This window comes from Rossellomorea yichunensis (assembly GCF_032337515.1).
In the GTDB taxonomy this organism is placed as follows: domain Bacteria; phylum Bacillota; class Bacilli; order Bacillales; family Bacillaceae_B; genus Rossellomorea; species Rossellomorea yichunensis.
Genome location: NZ_JAVYAD010000007.1, coordinates 310,345 through 324,934, shown reverse-complemented (window position 1 = coordinate 324,934; position 14,590 = coordinate 310,345). Strand labels below are relative to the sequence as shown.

19 protein-coding genes are annotated in these 14,590 nt (G+C 41.4%); 11 read left to right on the top strand and 8 right to left on the bottom strand.

Features of this window, described 5'->3' with window-relative positions; translation table 11 throughout:
* Positions 1-66: 66 nt before the first annotated feature.
* The gene (locus RSX31_RS19835) at positions 67-1,089 is read right to left on the bottom strand and encodes a serine hydrolase domain-containing protein (RefSeq protein ID WP_315635765.1); all 1,023 of its coding nucleotides are present in this window, start codon (positions 1,087-1,089) and stop codon (positions 67-69) included.
* Positions 1,090-1,281: 192 nt separating this feature from the next.
* Between RSX31_RS19835 and RSX31_RS19830 the strand changes: the two genes are divergently transcribed.
* The 3 genes from RSX31_RS19830 to RSX31_RS19820 all read left to right on the top strand — a co-directional run bounded on the left by RSX31_RS19830 (position 1,282) and on the right by RSX31_RS19820 (position 3,261).
* Positions 1,282-1,899: an HAD family hydrolase gene (locus RSX31_RS19830; protein ID WP_315635764.1), complete on the top strand. Its 618-nt coding sequence runs from the start codon at positions 1,282-1,284 to the stop codon at positions 1,897-1,899.
* A gap of 158 nt (positions 1,900-2,057) precedes the next feature.
* Entirely contained in the window at positions 2,058-2,309 is a 252-nt protein-coding gene (locus tag RSX31_RS19825) for a hypothetical protein (RefSeq protein ID WP_315635763.1), read from the top strand.
* 187 nt (positions 2,310-2,496) lie between these two features.
* Positions 2,497-3,261 (top strand): HAMP domain-containing sensor histidine kinase, encoded by a 765-nt coding sequence (locus tag RSX31_RS19820; protein WP_315635762.1) that lies wholly within the window; start codon positions 2,497-2,499, stop codon positions 3,259-3,261.
* Positions 3,262-3,366: 105 nt separating this feature from the next.
* On the opposite strand, the gene RSX31_RS19815 is transcribed toward RSX31_RS19820, so the two are convergent.
* Together RSX31_RS19815 and RSX31_RS19810 are read right to left on the bottom strand one after the other, a co-directional pair.
* A complete protein-coding gene (locus RSX31_RS19815) occupies positions 3,367-3,615 on the bottom strand; it encodes a YueH family protein (RefSeq protein ID WP_148967881.1) in 249 nt (82 codons plus the stop codon).
* 211 nt (positions 3,616-3,826) lie between these two features.
* On the bottom strand, positions 3,827-4,213 hold the full coding sequence (locus RSX31_RS19810) for a hypothetical protein (protein WP_315635761.1): 387 nt from the start codon (positions 4,211-4,213) through the stop codon (positions 3,827-3,829).
* 185 nt (positions 4,214-4,398) lie between these two features.
* On the opposite strand from RSX31_RS19810, the gene RSX31_RS19805 reads away from it, so the two are divergent.
* The 7 genes from RSX31_RS19805 to RSX31_RS19775 all read left to right on the top strand — a co-directional run bounded on the left by RSX31_RS19805 (position 4,399) and on the right by RSX31_RS19775 (position 8,034).
* Entirely contained in the window at positions 4,399-4,881 is a 483-nt protein-coding gene (locus RSX31_RS19805; RefSeq protein ID WP_315635760.1) for a hypothetical protein, read from the top strand.
* Positions 4,882-5,012: 131 nt separating this feature from the next.
* Positions 5,013-5,516: a YehS family protein gene (locus tag RSX31_RS19800; RefSeq protein WP_315635759.1), complete on the top strand. Its 504-nt coding sequence runs from the start codon at positions 5,013-5,015 to the stop codon at positions 5,514-5,516.
* A gap of 3 nt (positions 5,517-5,519) precedes the next feature.
* Positions 5,520-6,227, top strand: coding sequence for a M48 family metallopeptidase (locus tag RSX31_RS19795; protein ID WP_315635758.1), 708 nt, complete (start codon positions 5,520-5,522; stop codon positions 6,225-6,227).
* 40 nt (positions 6,228-6,267) lie between these two features.
* Positions 6,268-6,657, top strand: coding sequence for a VOC family protein (locus tag RSX31_RS19790; protein WP_315635757.1), 390 nt, complete (start codon positions 6,268-6,270; stop codon positions 6,655-6,657).
* A 189-nt stretch (positions 6,658-6,846) separates the two neighbouring features.
* Positions 6,847-7,287: a Dps family protein gene (locus tag RSX31_RS19785; protein ID WP_148994530.1), complete on the top strand. Its 441-nt coding sequence runs from the start codon at positions 6,847-6,849 to the stop codon at positions 7,285-7,287.
* A 109-nt stretch (positions 7,288-7,396) separates the two neighbouring features.
* A complete protein-coding gene (locus tag RSX31_RS19780; RefSeq protein WP_397541180.1) occupies positions 7,397-7,786 on the top strand; it encodes a nuclear transport factor 2 family protein in 390 nt (129 codons plus the stop codon).
* 125 nt (positions 7,787-7,911) lie between these two features.
* The gene (locus RSX31_RS19775; RefSeq protein WP_262371810.1) at positions 7,912-8,034 is read left to right on the top strand and encodes a hypothetical protein; all 123 of its coding nucleotides are present in this window, start codon (positions 7,912-7,914) and stop codon (positions 8,032-8,034) included.
* Positions 8,035-8,102: 68 nt separating this feature from the next.
* On the opposite strand, the gene RSX31_RS19770 is transcribed toward RSX31_RS19775, so the two are convergent.
* Positions 8,103-9,641: a glutathione ABC transporter substrate-binding protein gene (locus RSX31_RS19770; RefSeq protein WP_397548113.1), complete on the bottom strand. Its 1,539-nt coding sequence runs from the start codon at positions 9,639-9,641 to the stop codon at positions 8,103-8,105.
* A 325-nt stretch (positions 9,642-9,966) separates the two neighbouring features.
* Here RSX31_RS19770 and RSX31_RS19765 point away from each other — a divergent pair, with 325 nt between their 5' ends.
* A complete protein-coding gene (locus RSX31_RS19765) occupies positions 9,967-10,815 on the top strand; it encodes an STAS domain-containing protein (RefSeq protein ID WP_315635755.1) in 849 nt (282 codons plus the stop codon).
* A gap of 55 nt (positions 10,816-10,870) precedes the next feature.
* Here the strand turns inward: RSX31_RS19765 and RSX31_RS19760 are convergent, their stop codons facing one another.
* From RSX31_RS19760 to RSX31_RS19745, 4 genes are all read right to left on the bottom strand, one after another.
* Positions 10,871-11,584 carry a Dph6-related ATP pyrophosphatase gene (locus tag RSX31_RS19760; RefSeq protein ID WP_148994526.1) on the bottom strand — a complete coding sequence of 238 codons (714 nt, stop codon included), beginning with the start codon at positions 11,582-11,584 and terminating at the stop codon, positions 10,871-10,873.
* Between the two features lie 185 nt (positions 11,585-11,769).
* A complete protein-coding gene (locus RSX31_RS19755; protein WP_148994525.1) occupies positions 11,770-13,071 on the bottom strand; it encodes an SLC5/6 family protein in 1,302 nt (433 codons plus the stop codon).
* A gap of 4 nt (positions 13,072-13,075) precedes the next feature.
* Positions 13,076-13,765, bottom strand: coding sequence for a response regulator transcription factor (locus tag RSX31_RS19750; RefSeq protein WP_148967892.1), 690 nt, complete (start codon positions 13,763-13,765; stop codon positions 13,076-13,078).
* 16 nt (positions 13,766-13,781) lie between these two features.
* Positions 13,782-14,546 (bottom strand): sensor histidine kinase, encoded by a 765-nt coding sequence (locus tag RSX31_RS19745; RefSeq protein ID WP_148994524.1) that lies wholly within the window; start codon positions 14,544-14,546, stop codon positions 13,782-13,784.
* Positions 14,547-14,590: the final 44 nt, after the last annotated feature.

The window sequence follows — 14,590 nt, the reverse complement described above, 5'->3', positions numbered from 1 at the left end:
AAAGAATGGGGTTCCATCGTTCTTCGATGACTGAATGTCCAGACGATGGAACCCTAGTTAATACGCTCAGATCCCGAAATGTCCTTCAAGCGCTTTCGTCACTTCAAACGGTCCCGATTCTCTATTGGACGGAATCGCCAGCTTCAAGTCAAGTTTAGGATAATAAGAGGCACGAAAGCTGACTCCGGGATCATATCCCATCACATGAAACTTGTAGATTTCATCATTCCTTTGGTTCATCCAGATTCCATAACCATAGTGCACTTCTCCGTTCACATGGACATGAGGGGTCAGCAGTTTCCCGGTCGTTTCTTCATTTACTAGTTTATAAGAAAATAAAGCTTCCCAAAGGTTCATCATATCTGATGCTGTAATAAACGCCCCGCCGTCAGCACCGCCTTTTGCAGGAATTGAATAGAGGTTGGTTCTCCATGTATTCTCTTCCTCTATATATCCCACTGCCGTATTGGGAGGAAGGCAGTCCAATGAAAAATAGCCTGAATGGACCATGCCTGCTTTATGGAAAATCTCAGATTCTATGTATTCTGTAAAAGACTGCCCTGTTTGCTGTTCAATGATCAATCCCAATAGGATGAACCCTGCATTATTATAATGAAATCGATCGCCGGGAGTGAATTTCATCTGACTGGATTGAAAGAATGGCAAAAAGTCCTGTAGTGATCTCATATGATATACAGGTGTTTCTTTCCACAGATCTTCAAAATCAGACATCAGTTCCTCATCGAAATAATCCGGAATGCCTGATGTATGTGTCAAAAGATGATGGATGCTCACACGTTCATCATAATGAGGAAAGTCGATATCCAAACAATCCTTCAGACGAGTGTCAAAAGAGAGTAACCCTTTTTCAACCAATTGACCTATCCCTATGCTCGTAAATAACTTACTCCCAGAGGCAATCCCGAATCGTGTACCCGGGGTGTTAGGAATCTGGTCCGATCGATTCGCAAAGTCATGTGCGCTTTCTGATAATACTTCTGTCCCTTGTTTGACGAGGACGACACCTGAGAAGTCGAGTTCTTTGCAGCTTTCATGTATTAGATTATGCAGCTCTGTATGTTTGCTCATTGAATTTTCCTCCGTTATAGTCTATGACTTTCCTAATTATATTAACATAAATTTCCTGTTTGGTGTGTGATCTATGTGACCAGCATAGATCACTTAGGAAACCCCTCCTTCCTACTGAAAATTTCTGCTATACTACATATAATGACAATTTTTACCTGTCTCAAAACACTAAACGAACTGGAGGAATAAGGCATGGACAGCATCATTTTCGACTTGGACGGCACACTATGGGATCCCATTGAATCCGTTCTGGAAGCGTGGAACAGCGTCATCAACGAGCATAACCAGTTAAAAGAAGGCATAACAAGGAAGCATCTTGAAGAGACCATGGGGCTTCAAATGAAGGAAATCGGGAGGAGATTGTTCCCTGAATTGAACGAAGAGGAGCGGGAACAACTTCTGAAAAATCTGTCCCGCCATGAAATCCCGCACTTAAGTAAGCATGGAGGGAGTCTCTATCATCATGTGGAAGAGGTGATTGTAGAGCTGGCAAAGAAGTACAAGCTGTTTATCGTGAGCAACTGTCAGGACGGATACATTGAGGCCTTTTATGAATATCACGGACTGGATAAGCATTTCATCGATTACGAGAACCCTGGCAGGACAGGACTTTCAAAAGGGGAAAATATTAAGCTCATCATCGAGCGCAACCATTTAAATGACCCTGTATACGTTGGAGATACAGTAGGGGACCAAAAGGCGGCAAAGGAAGCGGGGATTCCATTTATCTATGCCCGCTATGGTTTTGGTGAAGCGAAAGAATATACGCAAGCCGTTGATTCATTTGATGAGCTGTTGAATATTTTCTAATCATATTGAAGAGGTATTGAGGAGGGACGGACCTTGTGAATGTCCGTCCCTCCCATTTTAATTGATTTCCATTATTGACTATTCCCGGTTTTTGTAAGATAGTTACTATGTCCTGTCATAGAATGACAGAAATAGAGTTTTCTAGTGGGAGCATTTTAATGAAGGAATTTAATGGTCGATTACATAAAAAATACTATTATATGATTGTTTCATTCATCATCGTCCTGATGATAGCGGGTCTACTGGTGGATAATCCGGTGAATTCACGATTCTCGGTACATGGGGTGATGATCGTGATCATCTCTGGCTGTTTATTGATTTATCCTTGGTATGAAAATGCGTGGATGAGATATATGACTGTCGTTTCGTCTACCTTTTTTTTTTTACGCGTTGTTTTACTTGTATCCTGAAACCTGGTCGGGGTTTGTTTTACTTTGTTTTATTCCTGCTTTTTCGATTCTCTTTTTTGACAAGAGGCTTTTTTATTTTTCGCTTGTGATCAATTCTTCGTTCATTGCGTTTACATTCGGTTATATCGGATTCATAGACAAGGGGCAGGACTATCCTTACATCTACATAGATTTAGTAGGTAATGTTGTGAACTTCTTGGCCAGTCAAATCCTCCTGTACTTTATCTTTCATTTAACGAATCTGCGGATTCAGAAGCAGCGGGTTTACTATGAACAGGTGCAGCAGGCGGAGCGGATGAGAACAACGGGTCAACTGGCGGCGGCTGTCGCCCATGAAATCCGGAATCCCTTGACCGTCGTGAATGGATTTCTTCAATATTATGTTGAGGACCCTGCATTCAGCCAAAGTCAGAAGCAGAATTTTGCCTTGATGATGAATGAACTCGATACGGCGGAGCATGTTATCTCCCAGTTCCTGTCCGTTTCAAAGCCGGACAATGTGGAGAAGGTAGACAACGTCGATGTTGAAATGGTTCTCAAAGATGTAACGGAACTACTCAACATGTACGGTCTGTTGAACGATAACGGCATTGAACTCAACGTGGAGAAGGATTGTCATGTGGCCGCCAATTCCATTGAATTAAAGCAACTATTCATCAACCTAATCAAAAATGCCATCGAAGCCTCTCCGCATAGTGGTTCCGTTAAGGTGAAGGCTGTCAAAGCAAAAGGCCAAGTCTGCATTCAAATTATAGACAATGGGCGTGGAATGAGTCAGGAGGAAGTGAAGAACCTCGGGACTCCGTTCTACTCCTTAAAGAGTAAAGGAACCGGCCTGGGCCTCATGATTTGCTTCAACATTGTGGAGAAATACAACGGGAACATACAGTTTGTCAGCTATCCGGGAGAAGGAACAACTGTCACACTGAAATTTCCCCTTGCTCCTAACTAAAAGAAGGTCCGTCCCACACCGCACTAAAGCGGTGAGGGACGGACCTTTCTAGATAAGCATGAAGAAACAGCAAATAAATATCATTTGCTGTTTTGGGTCTTGTATTTAAGAATGGCTTTGAACCAACTTTTCGATAGCTGTGACCAATTCGTCTGTATCCCCTTGGAACATATGAAAATTAAGTGAGGATTGAAGTTTTGTACTTTGAATGCTAATGTCATCCTTTTGATTGAATTCTGCAGACCAGTGGATTGCTGGTATCGATACGATAAATCGATTATCCGGAGTTTTATGGAGATAAACTTCAGCAAGTTTGTTTCCTGACAGATTTATTTTCTCATATGAGGTTAACATGACATCACTCATTTCAGATTTATGGTAGGTAATGTAAGTATAACAGGATTAAACTGAGAAGGCGAAGCATTGCATGCTGGAGTAATGGTAAAGGGAGAATTGAAGTTGAGATTGACTAAATAAGCCTGAATAGAAAAGATGTAGAAATAGCAGGCGGGGTCATAAAGATGATTGTTGGGTTCTTGGTCGCTTTGTTACGTTACGAAGACCATTAACGTTCAACCCGACTCTCAAGATTGAATACCCGCTTATCGATTTCTGTTAGTCTTTTATTCAAATAGAGGAATTCAGATTCTGCGTTCTGTTTGGTCACTTTTAACAAAGCAACGACATCATCTGTTTGTGATGTCTCAATTCTTTTTACCGTTTCCTTGATGTCTTTGACATCGGACTGAGTCTCTTTTAAATCGTTACTGATGTCTTTGACGTCGGACTGAGTTTCTTTTAAATCGTTACTGATATTTTTGACATCAGACTGAGTCTCTCTTAAATCATTCCTGATGTTTCTAACATCCAATTTAGTCTCTTGTAGCTCACCTCGAAACTCTTTAAATTCTTTTTGTAGATCTAATAAAATTTCTACCATTTGCTTTTCCATATATATCACCTCCTGAATTCCATTATATAGCATGTAAATCGTTCATTCTACCCTAATATATTTCCTCTTTTATTTGAAAGATTATACTCTCCTACGGTCATCAATCGTTCACAAAATGTTCACTTATGCAGCCTATCCCTCAATCGCTATAATGACTAGGTGTTCAAAAGAAGGGATGATGGAATTTGCCAACAACGAAGAAGGAAAATCTTTATTTTGGAATGATGATGTGTGTAGGGATGGTGGTGGTCATGACATTTTATAATATAGTGATCAATGACCTGCTGGGCACGATTTCATTGACAGGAATCCTGGTTCAACTGACCTTGGGCTTTATTGTAGCGTTACTATTGGAATTATTTATTGTCGGACCGGTTGCACATAAGATGGTGTTCTCTTTGCCATTCGACAAATCCAAGAGTTTGTATGTGATTCTGTTCACTTCCATTTTTATGGTGGTGGGGATGGTTTGCTTGATGTCGCTTTTTGGATTGGGCATGACGTATTTTTTTGAAGGCCCGGGAGAGAGTACATTAGTTGAAAACTACTTTTCGATTGCTTCTAAAAATTTCATCTTTGCTCTTCCTCTTCAGCTAGTCATCATGGGACCGTTCATTCGCTTTGTCTTTGCTAGATTTGTTAAGGGGCAGGCTGAAACGGTTCATTAATACGGGTGTAGACTCATGAAGCTTATCTGTCATCAGGTAAGCTTCTTTTTCATTGAGGTCATACTATAAAACAAGTCCTTATAGTGGTAAGCTATTGTTTTAGTGATAGGAAAATCTCAGGAGGTCGACACATGAACCTAAATAATAACGATATATTAATACGATTACGATATGCACTCGATATCAAAAATACAGAAATGGTAGAGATCTTCAAGCTTGGAGGCATTGAGCTCTCAAAGGAAGAAGTGCTGAAGGTGCTTACAAAAACACAGTACAGTGATGATTTCGAGGAAGAGATCATTGAGGATGAAGACCATATCCCATGTGATGATGAAATGTACGAGTCATTCTTGAACGGCTTCATTACGTTTAAAAGAGGACCAAAACCGGGACAGACGGATCGACCGGAATTGACGTATGAGCATGTGAATAATCTTCTTCTAAAAAAGGTAAAGATCGCCCTCTCGTTAACAAGTGAGGATATGATCGAGATATTGGATCTGGCTGGAGTAGTGATCACAAAAGGCGAATTGGGAGCGATCCTGCGAAGAGAAGGCCATAACAATTACAGAGTGTGCGGTGACCGGTATGCGCGGAATTTCTTAAAAGGGTTAGCCATCCGATACAGGGGATAAAAGATGATCCATACTTATTCTGGTGAGACCATACAGTTTGAGATTAAATATAAGAACCGGTCATCCATTGGCATCTACTTAGACAGCTTCGGAAACATTGAAGTCTATGCACCTAAAGGGACCCCGGATGAATCGGTGATCCGGCTGCTGGAGGATAAATGGGATGTGATCCTGGAGAAATCGAAGGAGATGAAGGATCGTCTGAATGGACCACAAGAGAAGACGTATCATCATGGGGAACCCTTTTTGTTTCTTGGGAACTCATTCCCTATACAGGTTCAACACGATCCATCGATCACACAGGATCATGTCACCTTTGACGGAAAGACGCTTCACATCCAAGTAAAAGAGCTTGAAGATGAACGGATCCAACAGGCGTTAAAACGTTTTTACTACAAGCAGTGCAAAGCGATGGTAGAGAATAGCATTGCGGTCCATCAACGTCACTTTAAAACCAAGCCCCGTTCCATCCGCATCACAGACAGCCAAACGACCTGGGGAACCTGTGATGGGAGAAGACAGCTGACGTTCAACTGGAAGCTTGCCATGGCCCCCCGGGATGTCATCGACTACGTGGTCGTCCATGAAATGTGCCACATGGTCCACCTCAATCACGACCGGTCTTTCTGGCGACTTGTCGGGAAGATCGTGCCGGATTATAAAGAGAAAGAGCGGTGGCTGGCGTTGTCCAGTTGGAAGATGACGGTGTAAATGGGCCAGTTCTATACAAAAAAAGAAAGAAGTGAGGATCTTGATTAAATATACTTGTCTCCATCACGTAAGTCTTACGGTGACTGATCTGGAAAAAGCGAAAAATTTCTATGGGAAAACATTATGTTTAAACGAAATCACACGTCCTGACTTTGGTTTTCCAGGTGCCTGGTATGAAATTGAGGGCCAGCAGCTCCATCTAATCGTCGATCCTTCGTCCCAGACCATTCGTCAGGATAAACGCCTATCCAGCAGGGAAGGTCATTTTGCCCTAAGAGTGGAAAACTACCATGATACTCTAACATGGTTAAAAAAGAACGAGGTTGAAATCCTTGAAAAACCTAACTCAAAAAGCGGATTCGCCCAAATTTTCTGCGCCGATCCAGATGGTAATCTGATTGAACTTAATGTGGAACAAAAAGATCTATAAAACCAACAGGAGTGATGGACTCATGAAAGAGTCGCGCTCCTGTTGGTTTTATTTTTGAGAAAAACGTATTTTATCAAAATCGGTGGAAAAAATAATGATGTAATCCATTTATAATAATTCTTATTAATTGATAATAATTATAAATAAGGATATAATACATTTATAACAAAGACAAAGGAGAGAACATACATGAATCAACAATTAGTCGTGGCACTTAACAAACAACTTGCAAATTGGAACGTCCTTTATACAAAATTACACAATTATCATTGGTATGTAACGGGTCCGGAATTTTTCACCCTGCATGAGAAATTTGAAGAATACTACAATGAAGCGGGTAATTATATTGATGAAGTGGCAGAAAGAATTCTGACGATTAAAGGGAAGCCGATCGCCACACTAAGAGAATACCTCGAAACGGCTACCATTGAAGAATCCAACGGAAAAGAATCGTCTACTGAAATGGTGGATGCCTTAGTGAACGATTTTGAACAAATCGTAAAGGATTCCAAGAAAATCATTGAGACAGCAGAGGATTCTCAAGACCAGCCTACAGCTGATTTATTTATCGGAATTAAAACATCCCTGGAGCAGCATATTTGGATGTTAAATGCGTTTAATAAGCGATAATCTTAAAGCATTGACCTGCGTGGGTCAATGCTTTTTTAATCAAGGACACTCATTCGCCAATTCCATCCTTTTCCTTTAAAATGAAATGTATCACGGTTGAAATGAAAGGATGATTGAAATGAATGGTAGACTCACCATTAAAGAAAGAGCAGTCTCATTCCTGGAACTTGTCGCATCAGGAAACGTCCGGGAAGCATACGAGAGTCACGCAGGTCCTGACTTTCGCCACCACAATCCGTATTTTCCAGGAGATGCAGATTCGCTTATGTCTGCCATGGAGGAGAATGCAGCCGGGAACCCGGACAAGATACTCGATGTCAAACGTGCCATCCAGGACGGTGACACGGTTGCGGTCCATTCACATGTGAGACAGAATCCAGAGGACCTGGGAGGGGCTGTCGTTCATATCTTCCGTTTCGAGGATGAGCGGATCGTTGAATTGTGGGATGTTGGGCAAGCCATTCCGGAGGATTCACCCAATGAGAATGGGGTTTTTTAATTTCTTTAAGTCGATTCCTATGGAGTCGACTTTTTTAAAGGTAGGAGAGGAAAAACGTCGAGATGCTTCATATTTGCTGCCACCCTTGTGCACTATATAAATACAACCAAAAGGGTGGTGAAAGAATGTCTAAACAGAAGAATAAGGACCTTAAAAATAATAAAGCGATGCCGAAGTCAGATGTGGAATTTGCACAAAATGGACTTGAGAAGGTGGCCATTAAAGCGCAGGAAAGAAAGAATAAGTAAATAGAAATCAAAAATGAGAAGTTAGGCAACTTCTCATTTTTGATCTTACTAAATCGTTTAGTGAAATATTATTGAATGCTAATATCATTGATTTCCAAATAACCGGCAGGACTGATTGAAAAATCTTTTACGTTGTTTCGAATCGCCGCCATGTTTTCAATCACCCGAACCGGGATGTAGACCGCGTCTTTCATTTCCAGCTCCTGAGATTTTGCATAAAGCTCCAATCGTTTCTCTTGATCCATTTCAGAACGTGCCTGTTCGATCAATTGATCTACCTCATCATTACTATAGAAAAATGTATTTCCGGCAGGTCCATGGGAATTGCTGTGGAATAGATTGTATTGATTATAATCCGCATCGCCTGTGGCATTTCTCCAACTGATGATGAACATTTCCGAATTTCCACTTGTGGCTTGCTCTACAAAGCTTCCATACTCCTGAATCTGTATTTCTAAGTCGATTCCAATTCCTTTGAGCTGGGATTGCATGACTTCAGCCAGGCTGATCCTTTCCTTACTGTCCATTGTAAGCAATGTGGTTTTGAATCCATCAGGATACCCTGCTTCGGCCAGTAACCTCTTGGCTTCGTTTACATTATATTCATATGATTTCATATCCGGATGATAGCCAAACACTTTAGATCCCAATAAGGAGTTCGCTTTTTTTCCTATATTATTGAATACACCTTTCATGATGGAGTCCATTTCAATCGCATGGGATATAGCTTTCCGGACACGGACATCGTTGAAAGGTTCTTTTTGCACATTGAAACCTACATACTCCGTACCAAAGCCTTCACTTCGGTAGACTTCAACATTATTGGATGCCTTCACTGAATCCATCATCGTGACAGAAAGGGGTTCTGCAATATGGGCTTCGCCCGTTTCAAGCATGGAAATTCTCGTTGTCTCTTCAGGTACGACTTTGAAAACCACTTGGTTTATAGTTGGTTGATCTCCCCAATACTTGTCGTTTCTATTAAACACAATCTCTTTTCCCGTTTCCCAGGACTTGAACACAAATGGACCTGTGCCGACCGGCTCTTGGATAATGTCTTTCCCGTATTTTTCAATGGTCTTTGGACTGATGATTCCGCCTTCATGGCTCGCCAGGATGGATAATAAGGGTGAAAAAGGCTCAGATAAAAGAAATTGAACGGTATGATCATCGACTACTTTTACTTCCTTGACCATTTTGAAAACAACAGCTCGAGGAGAAGCCACCTTTGGGTCTGTTAATCGATCGAACGTTTTCTTGACAGCCTCGGCGTTAAATGCTGACCCATCATGAAACGAGACATCATCTCTTAGCTTGAATTCCCACGTTGTTTCATCCAGCTGCTCCCATTCCTTTGCAAGTAATGGCTTAATTTTGGCGTTTTTATCTCTGCCGACAAGCCCCTCATATATTTTACCGTGTGTTACACTTGCCGCATTGATGGTTGACATAAAATGATGATCGAGATTCTCCACATCGGATAGACGGGCAATGACCAGGCTATTCTCCTTCTGGGAAGCCTGTCCATCAGCCTGATCACCTGAACTTGCCCCCATATTGGTGGAGCAACCGCTAATCGCTACCATCAGTACCATTATTGCAATCATGAAAAACCTGCTCCTGAAACAATTTACCTTCGTCTTCATCTAATCATCCTCCCCTCCGTATTTATTTAATTATAAGAATTTTCAGACATGTAAAATTAAGATATCTTTACTGCTTTTTTTGTTTTGTTGACCTTTTTGTATCGGGAGGATGAGTTTATTCTGAGGTTCATCATGGCAAATGGAGTGTGTTCCCAAGCATCGGGGGGCTCTTGAATAATATAGGTATAAAATGTTCAATTAATAATTGAAACCTTTGTTTTTGAAGGATTTTCATTCATAGAAACGAATAAGGAATATATCCGGAATAAAAAAGGAGCGTGTTACTATGAATAATACATTCCATAATAAAGAAGATATAGCGGATTTTCTTACGGCTAACAGAGAGGATTTTAAGCAAAAACTCTTATCTGAAGCTGTAAATGTTAGTAGCAAAATCAATGATATTCTAGAAAAGGGAAACATCGATCTGGTAAAGAATGCAGAAGTCTTAGCTCATTATATCGTTGAAAACAAAGAAGAAGAGCTGGTTAAATTTGCAAAAGTAGAAGGCATAGCATGGGCGCAGCATTCTCTCACACTTGCATTCAAACTGGAATGGGTACATGCAATTAGAAGAACTCTATGGTATTTCCTTTATCAATATGATAATCAAAATGAGGATAATGAATCTCCGCGAAAGAAATTCTTTGATTTGGAAAAAAGAATCAATGACAGTGTTGATCAGTTCCTGAATAATTTCTTTATCAGTTATTCTGATTACAAAGATGAACAGCTGTTGTCACAGAAAAAGCTGGTGGAAAATCTATCGGTACCTATCATTCCAATCAATAGCTCGATTGCGGTATTGCCTTTAATTGGAAGGATAGATACCTATCGGGTTCATACACTGGAAGAAAAAGTGTTGATGGGAATCAGTTCTATGAAAATTCAAACCCTTATTATAGATTTATCGGGTATTGCGGAAATGGAATTGGATGTCATTTTTCAATTTGGGAAGATCTTAAAAGGAGTTAATATGATGGGATGCAAAGCCATCCTTACAGGACTGCGGGTAGAGCTTGTCAGAAAAATAGTTGATACAGGAGTCGCATTTGACGGTCAAATAGAGACAAAGGGGACATTACAGCAAACACTCAAAGAACATCTGGTGTTGGAATCGGGAGTGCAAATTTAATTTATAGAGGCAAAAAGCTGAAGATCAATCATCTGATCTTCAGCTTTGTCTTGATTCAATCATCATGCAGGTTTGTTCTAACTCGATCCAGCTCCAAAGGCAAAAAAGCATAATCTCCGTCATTCAAAATCTCACGTTTTAAAACGGGAACAGGATGTTTGAAAATCGGTCCATCCACTACTGTAGTATGGAATTCTCCACCTTCTCCGCAAGGATCGATCCCTCGGGCTTCTAGTTCCTTTATGTATTCATGGGTTAACGTGCGACCTAAATCTTCAGTGCGCATGCCCAGGGATAAATTAACCGTTACAACGATGGATACAAATCCCAGATTGATGAACTCTTCGACAGCTTCGCGGTGGTTCATTCCCCATAAAGGCATCCCAAGCTTCAGCCTTGCGTTCTTCGCTACTTTTTCATGCCAACAGCCGTGTTCAGGCATATCCAGGTCTCCCGTCACTAACACTTCGGCCCCTTGATCTTTTGCTTTTTCTAAAAGGGTCATGAAGACTTCTTCATAATCTGTCCAACTGGCGGCTGCAGTGAATACGGGCAAGCCGATCGCTTCTGCTTGTGCACGGATAAGCTCCGGAGGCATTCCGTGGGATCTGGACCGCTTTCCTTCTTCCTCCAGCATTACAATCAGCCCGAGCGCATCTCCATCCTTCGATGCTTTGTATAGAGCTAAAACACTATCTTTTCCTCCGCTAAACGAAGTAATGAATGAATGCCCGCGAGCACCATGTTTCCATTCCTTTGATTCTGTCATTCTTATCTTTCCTCCTTAATGGTTTTTCATATTTTCTAACTTGTTTCATCGTTTCTCTCATTCTATCACGATGAGGCTTTATAGATAACATCATACAAACCTGTGATTAGTAGATGTCTTAGTCCTTAAGACAAAAGAGTCGCCTATTTGATGACTCTCTTACTCGGACCATTACGAGTGTGGTCTCATTTTCTATGAATCCGAATCTCATTAACCACCAGGGATATCACCACTAACCCACTCGACACGAAAAAGCTGATCCAGGTCGATTGAATTGAATTATAGCTTAGTAGAGACAGCAACCCGGTCCCTAAACCTATCAATGAGCAATAAGGAAGGAGCATCGGGATCATTCTATTATAAAAGATGACCACTAGCATGGTCGGGATGATGGATGCATACACCTGGGCAAAAAAGAAGATGAGCTCCATCAGACTCGGTGACAGGATCGAGCTGATGAGAAAGAGTGAAAGGGAAAGCACACCGGAGACCAAATAGGTCTTTTTCAATTGCTGGTCTTCACTCCAATCGAACTTGTGGTTCAGCATATTCCGGATGACCATGATCGATGTGGCATGGAGCTCTGCCCCCACGGTGGAGGCGATGGCACTGAAGCAGCAGCCGATAAATAATAGAAGCAGAAACAATGAGTCGATTTTCTCCACCAGCTGACTCAATATGGAGTAAATGTTTTCAAAGCCCTGCCCATAAACCGCAATCAGTACAATCGCGGTGAAGGCAAGGGGAATGGTCGCCCATATGATCCCGGCCATCATAAAGGATGTTCGTACCTTGGATTTTTCAATGATATAAATCCGCTGCCAGCTCGCCCGGTCGATCAATACTTGTCCGAATCCAATCAGAAATGCGGTAAGAATGAACAAGGTGATTTCATTATGTTTCAGAAATAATAAGTAGGGATGATAAAGAAGCAATCCATCGTAAACGGGAAAAATACCTTTTTGGATAAAAAAATAAACGGGAATCAGGATGATGGCTGCGAAAATAAACGAGATATGAATCCCTTCAAATCGATGGATTTGCTTCATGCCTCCTATGGACAACAAGAAGCAATATAAAAAAAATACGAGTAATCCTACATAAATCGGTGTTTTCAATAGAAAGTGGAATAGCACACCTGCTCCCAGTGCTTGTATGAGCAGGGAGTCCAGGCTTGTCAGGAGTAATACCCACATGACGAACCAGTATGACCGGCCTCGGAGTCTTTCTTTCAATACATCCCCTAGAGTCATGGAGTTTGGGAATCGTTCCCTGATATAGGGGGTGATCCACCCGAATAGAAAGAGAGCGGTGGCTCCCATCATGGCGTAGCCAATTCCACCAAGCAGTCCATATTTCACGAGTGTTTCAGGAGAAGACAAAATCGTATTGCCGGTCACCCATCTTGCCAGGAGCGAAACGACTCCATACGCCACACCAAACGTGATGGTTCCTTGTATATATTCACGGTACGTTCGTGGCTTCATTGATTTATACCTTCTCTCTTATCCGATATTCCCTTGGAGTGTATCCTGTTTGCTTCTTGAATAATGAACTGAAATAGTGCTGGCTGCTGAATCCGCATTCTTCAGAAATAGAAGAGATGGACTTTTCGGTGTCCTGCCGAAGTAATCTCTGTGCGGCCTGGACTCTGAAATCATTCAGATATTCAGAGAAGCTGATCCCCATTTCTTCATGAAACTTCCTGCTAAGATACGTACCGTTGATATGGATCTGGCTCGCCAATGATGAAAGGGAGAGCTTATCGCTGTATTGTTCATGGATGATCGTTAATGCTTCCTGGACGATATGGGATTGGATGGATGCGTATTTATATTGGTTGAGAACTTGAAATAATTCTTCTTCAATAATCGGTTTAGTTAAATAATCCTTTGCGCCGAGTCGCAGGGAGGCCTGTGCATAATCGAATGATTGGTAGGCGGTGACCATAATGATGTCGATATGATCATATTTCTTCATTTCAATCCCGAGTTCGATCCCTGATTTACCAGGCAGTTGAATGTCGAGCAGCGTAAGGCGAATCGGATGTTCCGTCAGAATCTTTAAAGCCTGTGACGCATCCGCGGCAGTATGAATCGTCCAATAAGGATATTTTTCGTGAATCATGTAGTTGAGCTGCTCCAGTTCAAGGGGCTCATCGTCAACGAGTAAAATATGCATTACGCTTCCTCCTTCATCAAGTAATGTTGTCTTCTCTGGTCATACGTGGCCAAAAGATTTGGACGCTTGTTCCTTTGGCTTCTTCATTCAGCTGAATGAGGATTTCTTCCTTTGGAAAGAGCATCTGTAATCGCTTCTGGATATTATGTAATCCAATTCCACGGTCTTCCTTTTGAGAATCAAGCGTGTCCAAAGAAGATGATGAGCTGTTCCATACTTCTAAGTACACTTTTTTCCTTTGTTCATTCAGGATGATGATCAGCTTGCCTTGCCCAGGATGCTTTTCAAGACCATGCTTAAATGCGTTTTCAACAAGGGTCTGCAGGAGGTACGGAGGGACTAGTGAAGACTTGCAGCTCTCTTCCACGTTCCATACTATTTGGAGACGATCTCTGAATCTCAGCCTTTGAATGTCGAGATAATATTGGGTGTATTGAATCTCCTCCTCCATGGTGATCAAAGGGTCAGTCTGTTTGTATTTGAATTTAAAGTATTTGGAAAGGACCTCGATGGCAGAAACCAGTTCTTCCTTGCGATTCAAACGTGCCAGGCTCAGGATGACATTAAGCGTATTGAAAAAAAAGTGGGGCTGGATCTGCTGATTCAGTTGGTTGTATTTAGCTTCCTGAAGTTCCTGTTTCAGAAGCAGTTGGTTCTTTTCTTTCTCCAGTTGATCCAGACGTTTTTCAAATAGGAAGAGAAATAATAAGCTAAAAGCCCCAATGATTGGGGCTAATACGGACAGCATGATATAAAATGAAAAGGATTCTTGTGTAATCATGTGAAGAACTCCTAAAGTGGTGAGTCATACTTTCTATTTTATAA

Bases quoted from the DNA above. Each gene is read 5' to 3' on its own strand.
- RSX31_RS19800 (WP_315635759.1), top strand. From the start codon at position 5,013: ATGAACCTAAATAATAACGATATATTAATACGATTACGATATGCACTC.
- RSX31_RS19750 (WP_148967892.1), bottom strand. From the start codon at position 13,765: ATGCATATTTTACTCGTTGACGATGAGCCCCTTGAACTGGAGCAGCTC.
- RSX31_RS19760 (WP_148994526.1), bottom strand. From the start codon at position 11,584: ATGACAGAATCAAAGGAATGGAAACATGGTGCTCGCGGGCATTCATTC.
- RSX31_RS19775 (WP_262371810.1), top strand. From the start codon at position 7,912: ATGTCTAAACAGAAGAATAAGGACCTTAAAAATAATAAAGCGATGCCG.
- RSX31_RS19810 (WP_315635761.1), bottom strand. From the start codon at position 4,213: ATGGAAAAGCAAATGGTAGAAATTTTATTAGATCTACAAAAAGAATTT.
- RSX31_RS19830 (WP_315635764.1), top strand. From the start codon at position 1,282: ATGGACAGCATCATTTTCGACTTGGACGGCACACTATGGGATCCCATT.
- RSX31_RS19780 (WP_397541180.1), top strand. From the start codon at position 7,397: ATGATTGAAATGAATGGTAGACTCACCATTAAAGAAAGAGCAGTCTCA.
- RSX31_RS19785 (WP_148994530.1), top strand. From the start codon at position 6,847: ATGAATCAACAATTAGTCGTGGCACTTAACAAACAACTTGCAAATTGG.
- RSX31_RS19770 (WP_397548113.1), bottom strand. From the start codon at position 9,641: ATGATTGCAATAATGGTACTGATGGTAGCGATTAGCGGTTGCTCCACC.
- RSX31_RS19835 (WP_315635765.1), bottom strand. From the start codon at position 1,089: ATGAGCAAACATACAGAGCTGCATAATCTAATACATGAAAGCTGCAAA.
- RSX31_RS19825 (WP_315635763.1), top strand. From the start codon at position 2,058: ATGAAGGAATTTAATGGTCGATTACATAAAAAATACTATTATATGATT.
- RSX31_RS19795 (WP_315635758.1), top strand. From the start codon at position 5,520: ATGATCCATACTTATTCTGGTGAGACCATACAGTTTGAGATTAAATAT.
- RSX31_RS19755 (WP_148994525.1), bottom strand. From the start codon at position 13,071: ATGAAGCCACGAACGTACCGTGAATATATACAAGGAACCATCACGTTT.
- RSX31_RS19745 (WP_148994524.1), bottom strand. From the start codon at position 14,546: ATGATTACACAAGAATCCTTTTCATTTTATATCATGCTGTCCGTATTA.
- RSX31_RS19815 (WP_148967881.1), bottom strand. From the start codon at position 3,615: ATGTTAACCTCATATGAGAAAATAAATCTGTCAGGAAACAAACTTGCT.
- RSX31_RS19765 (WP_315635755.1), top strand. From the start codon at position 9,967: ATGAATAATACATTCCATAATAAAGAAGATATAGCGGATTTTCTTACG.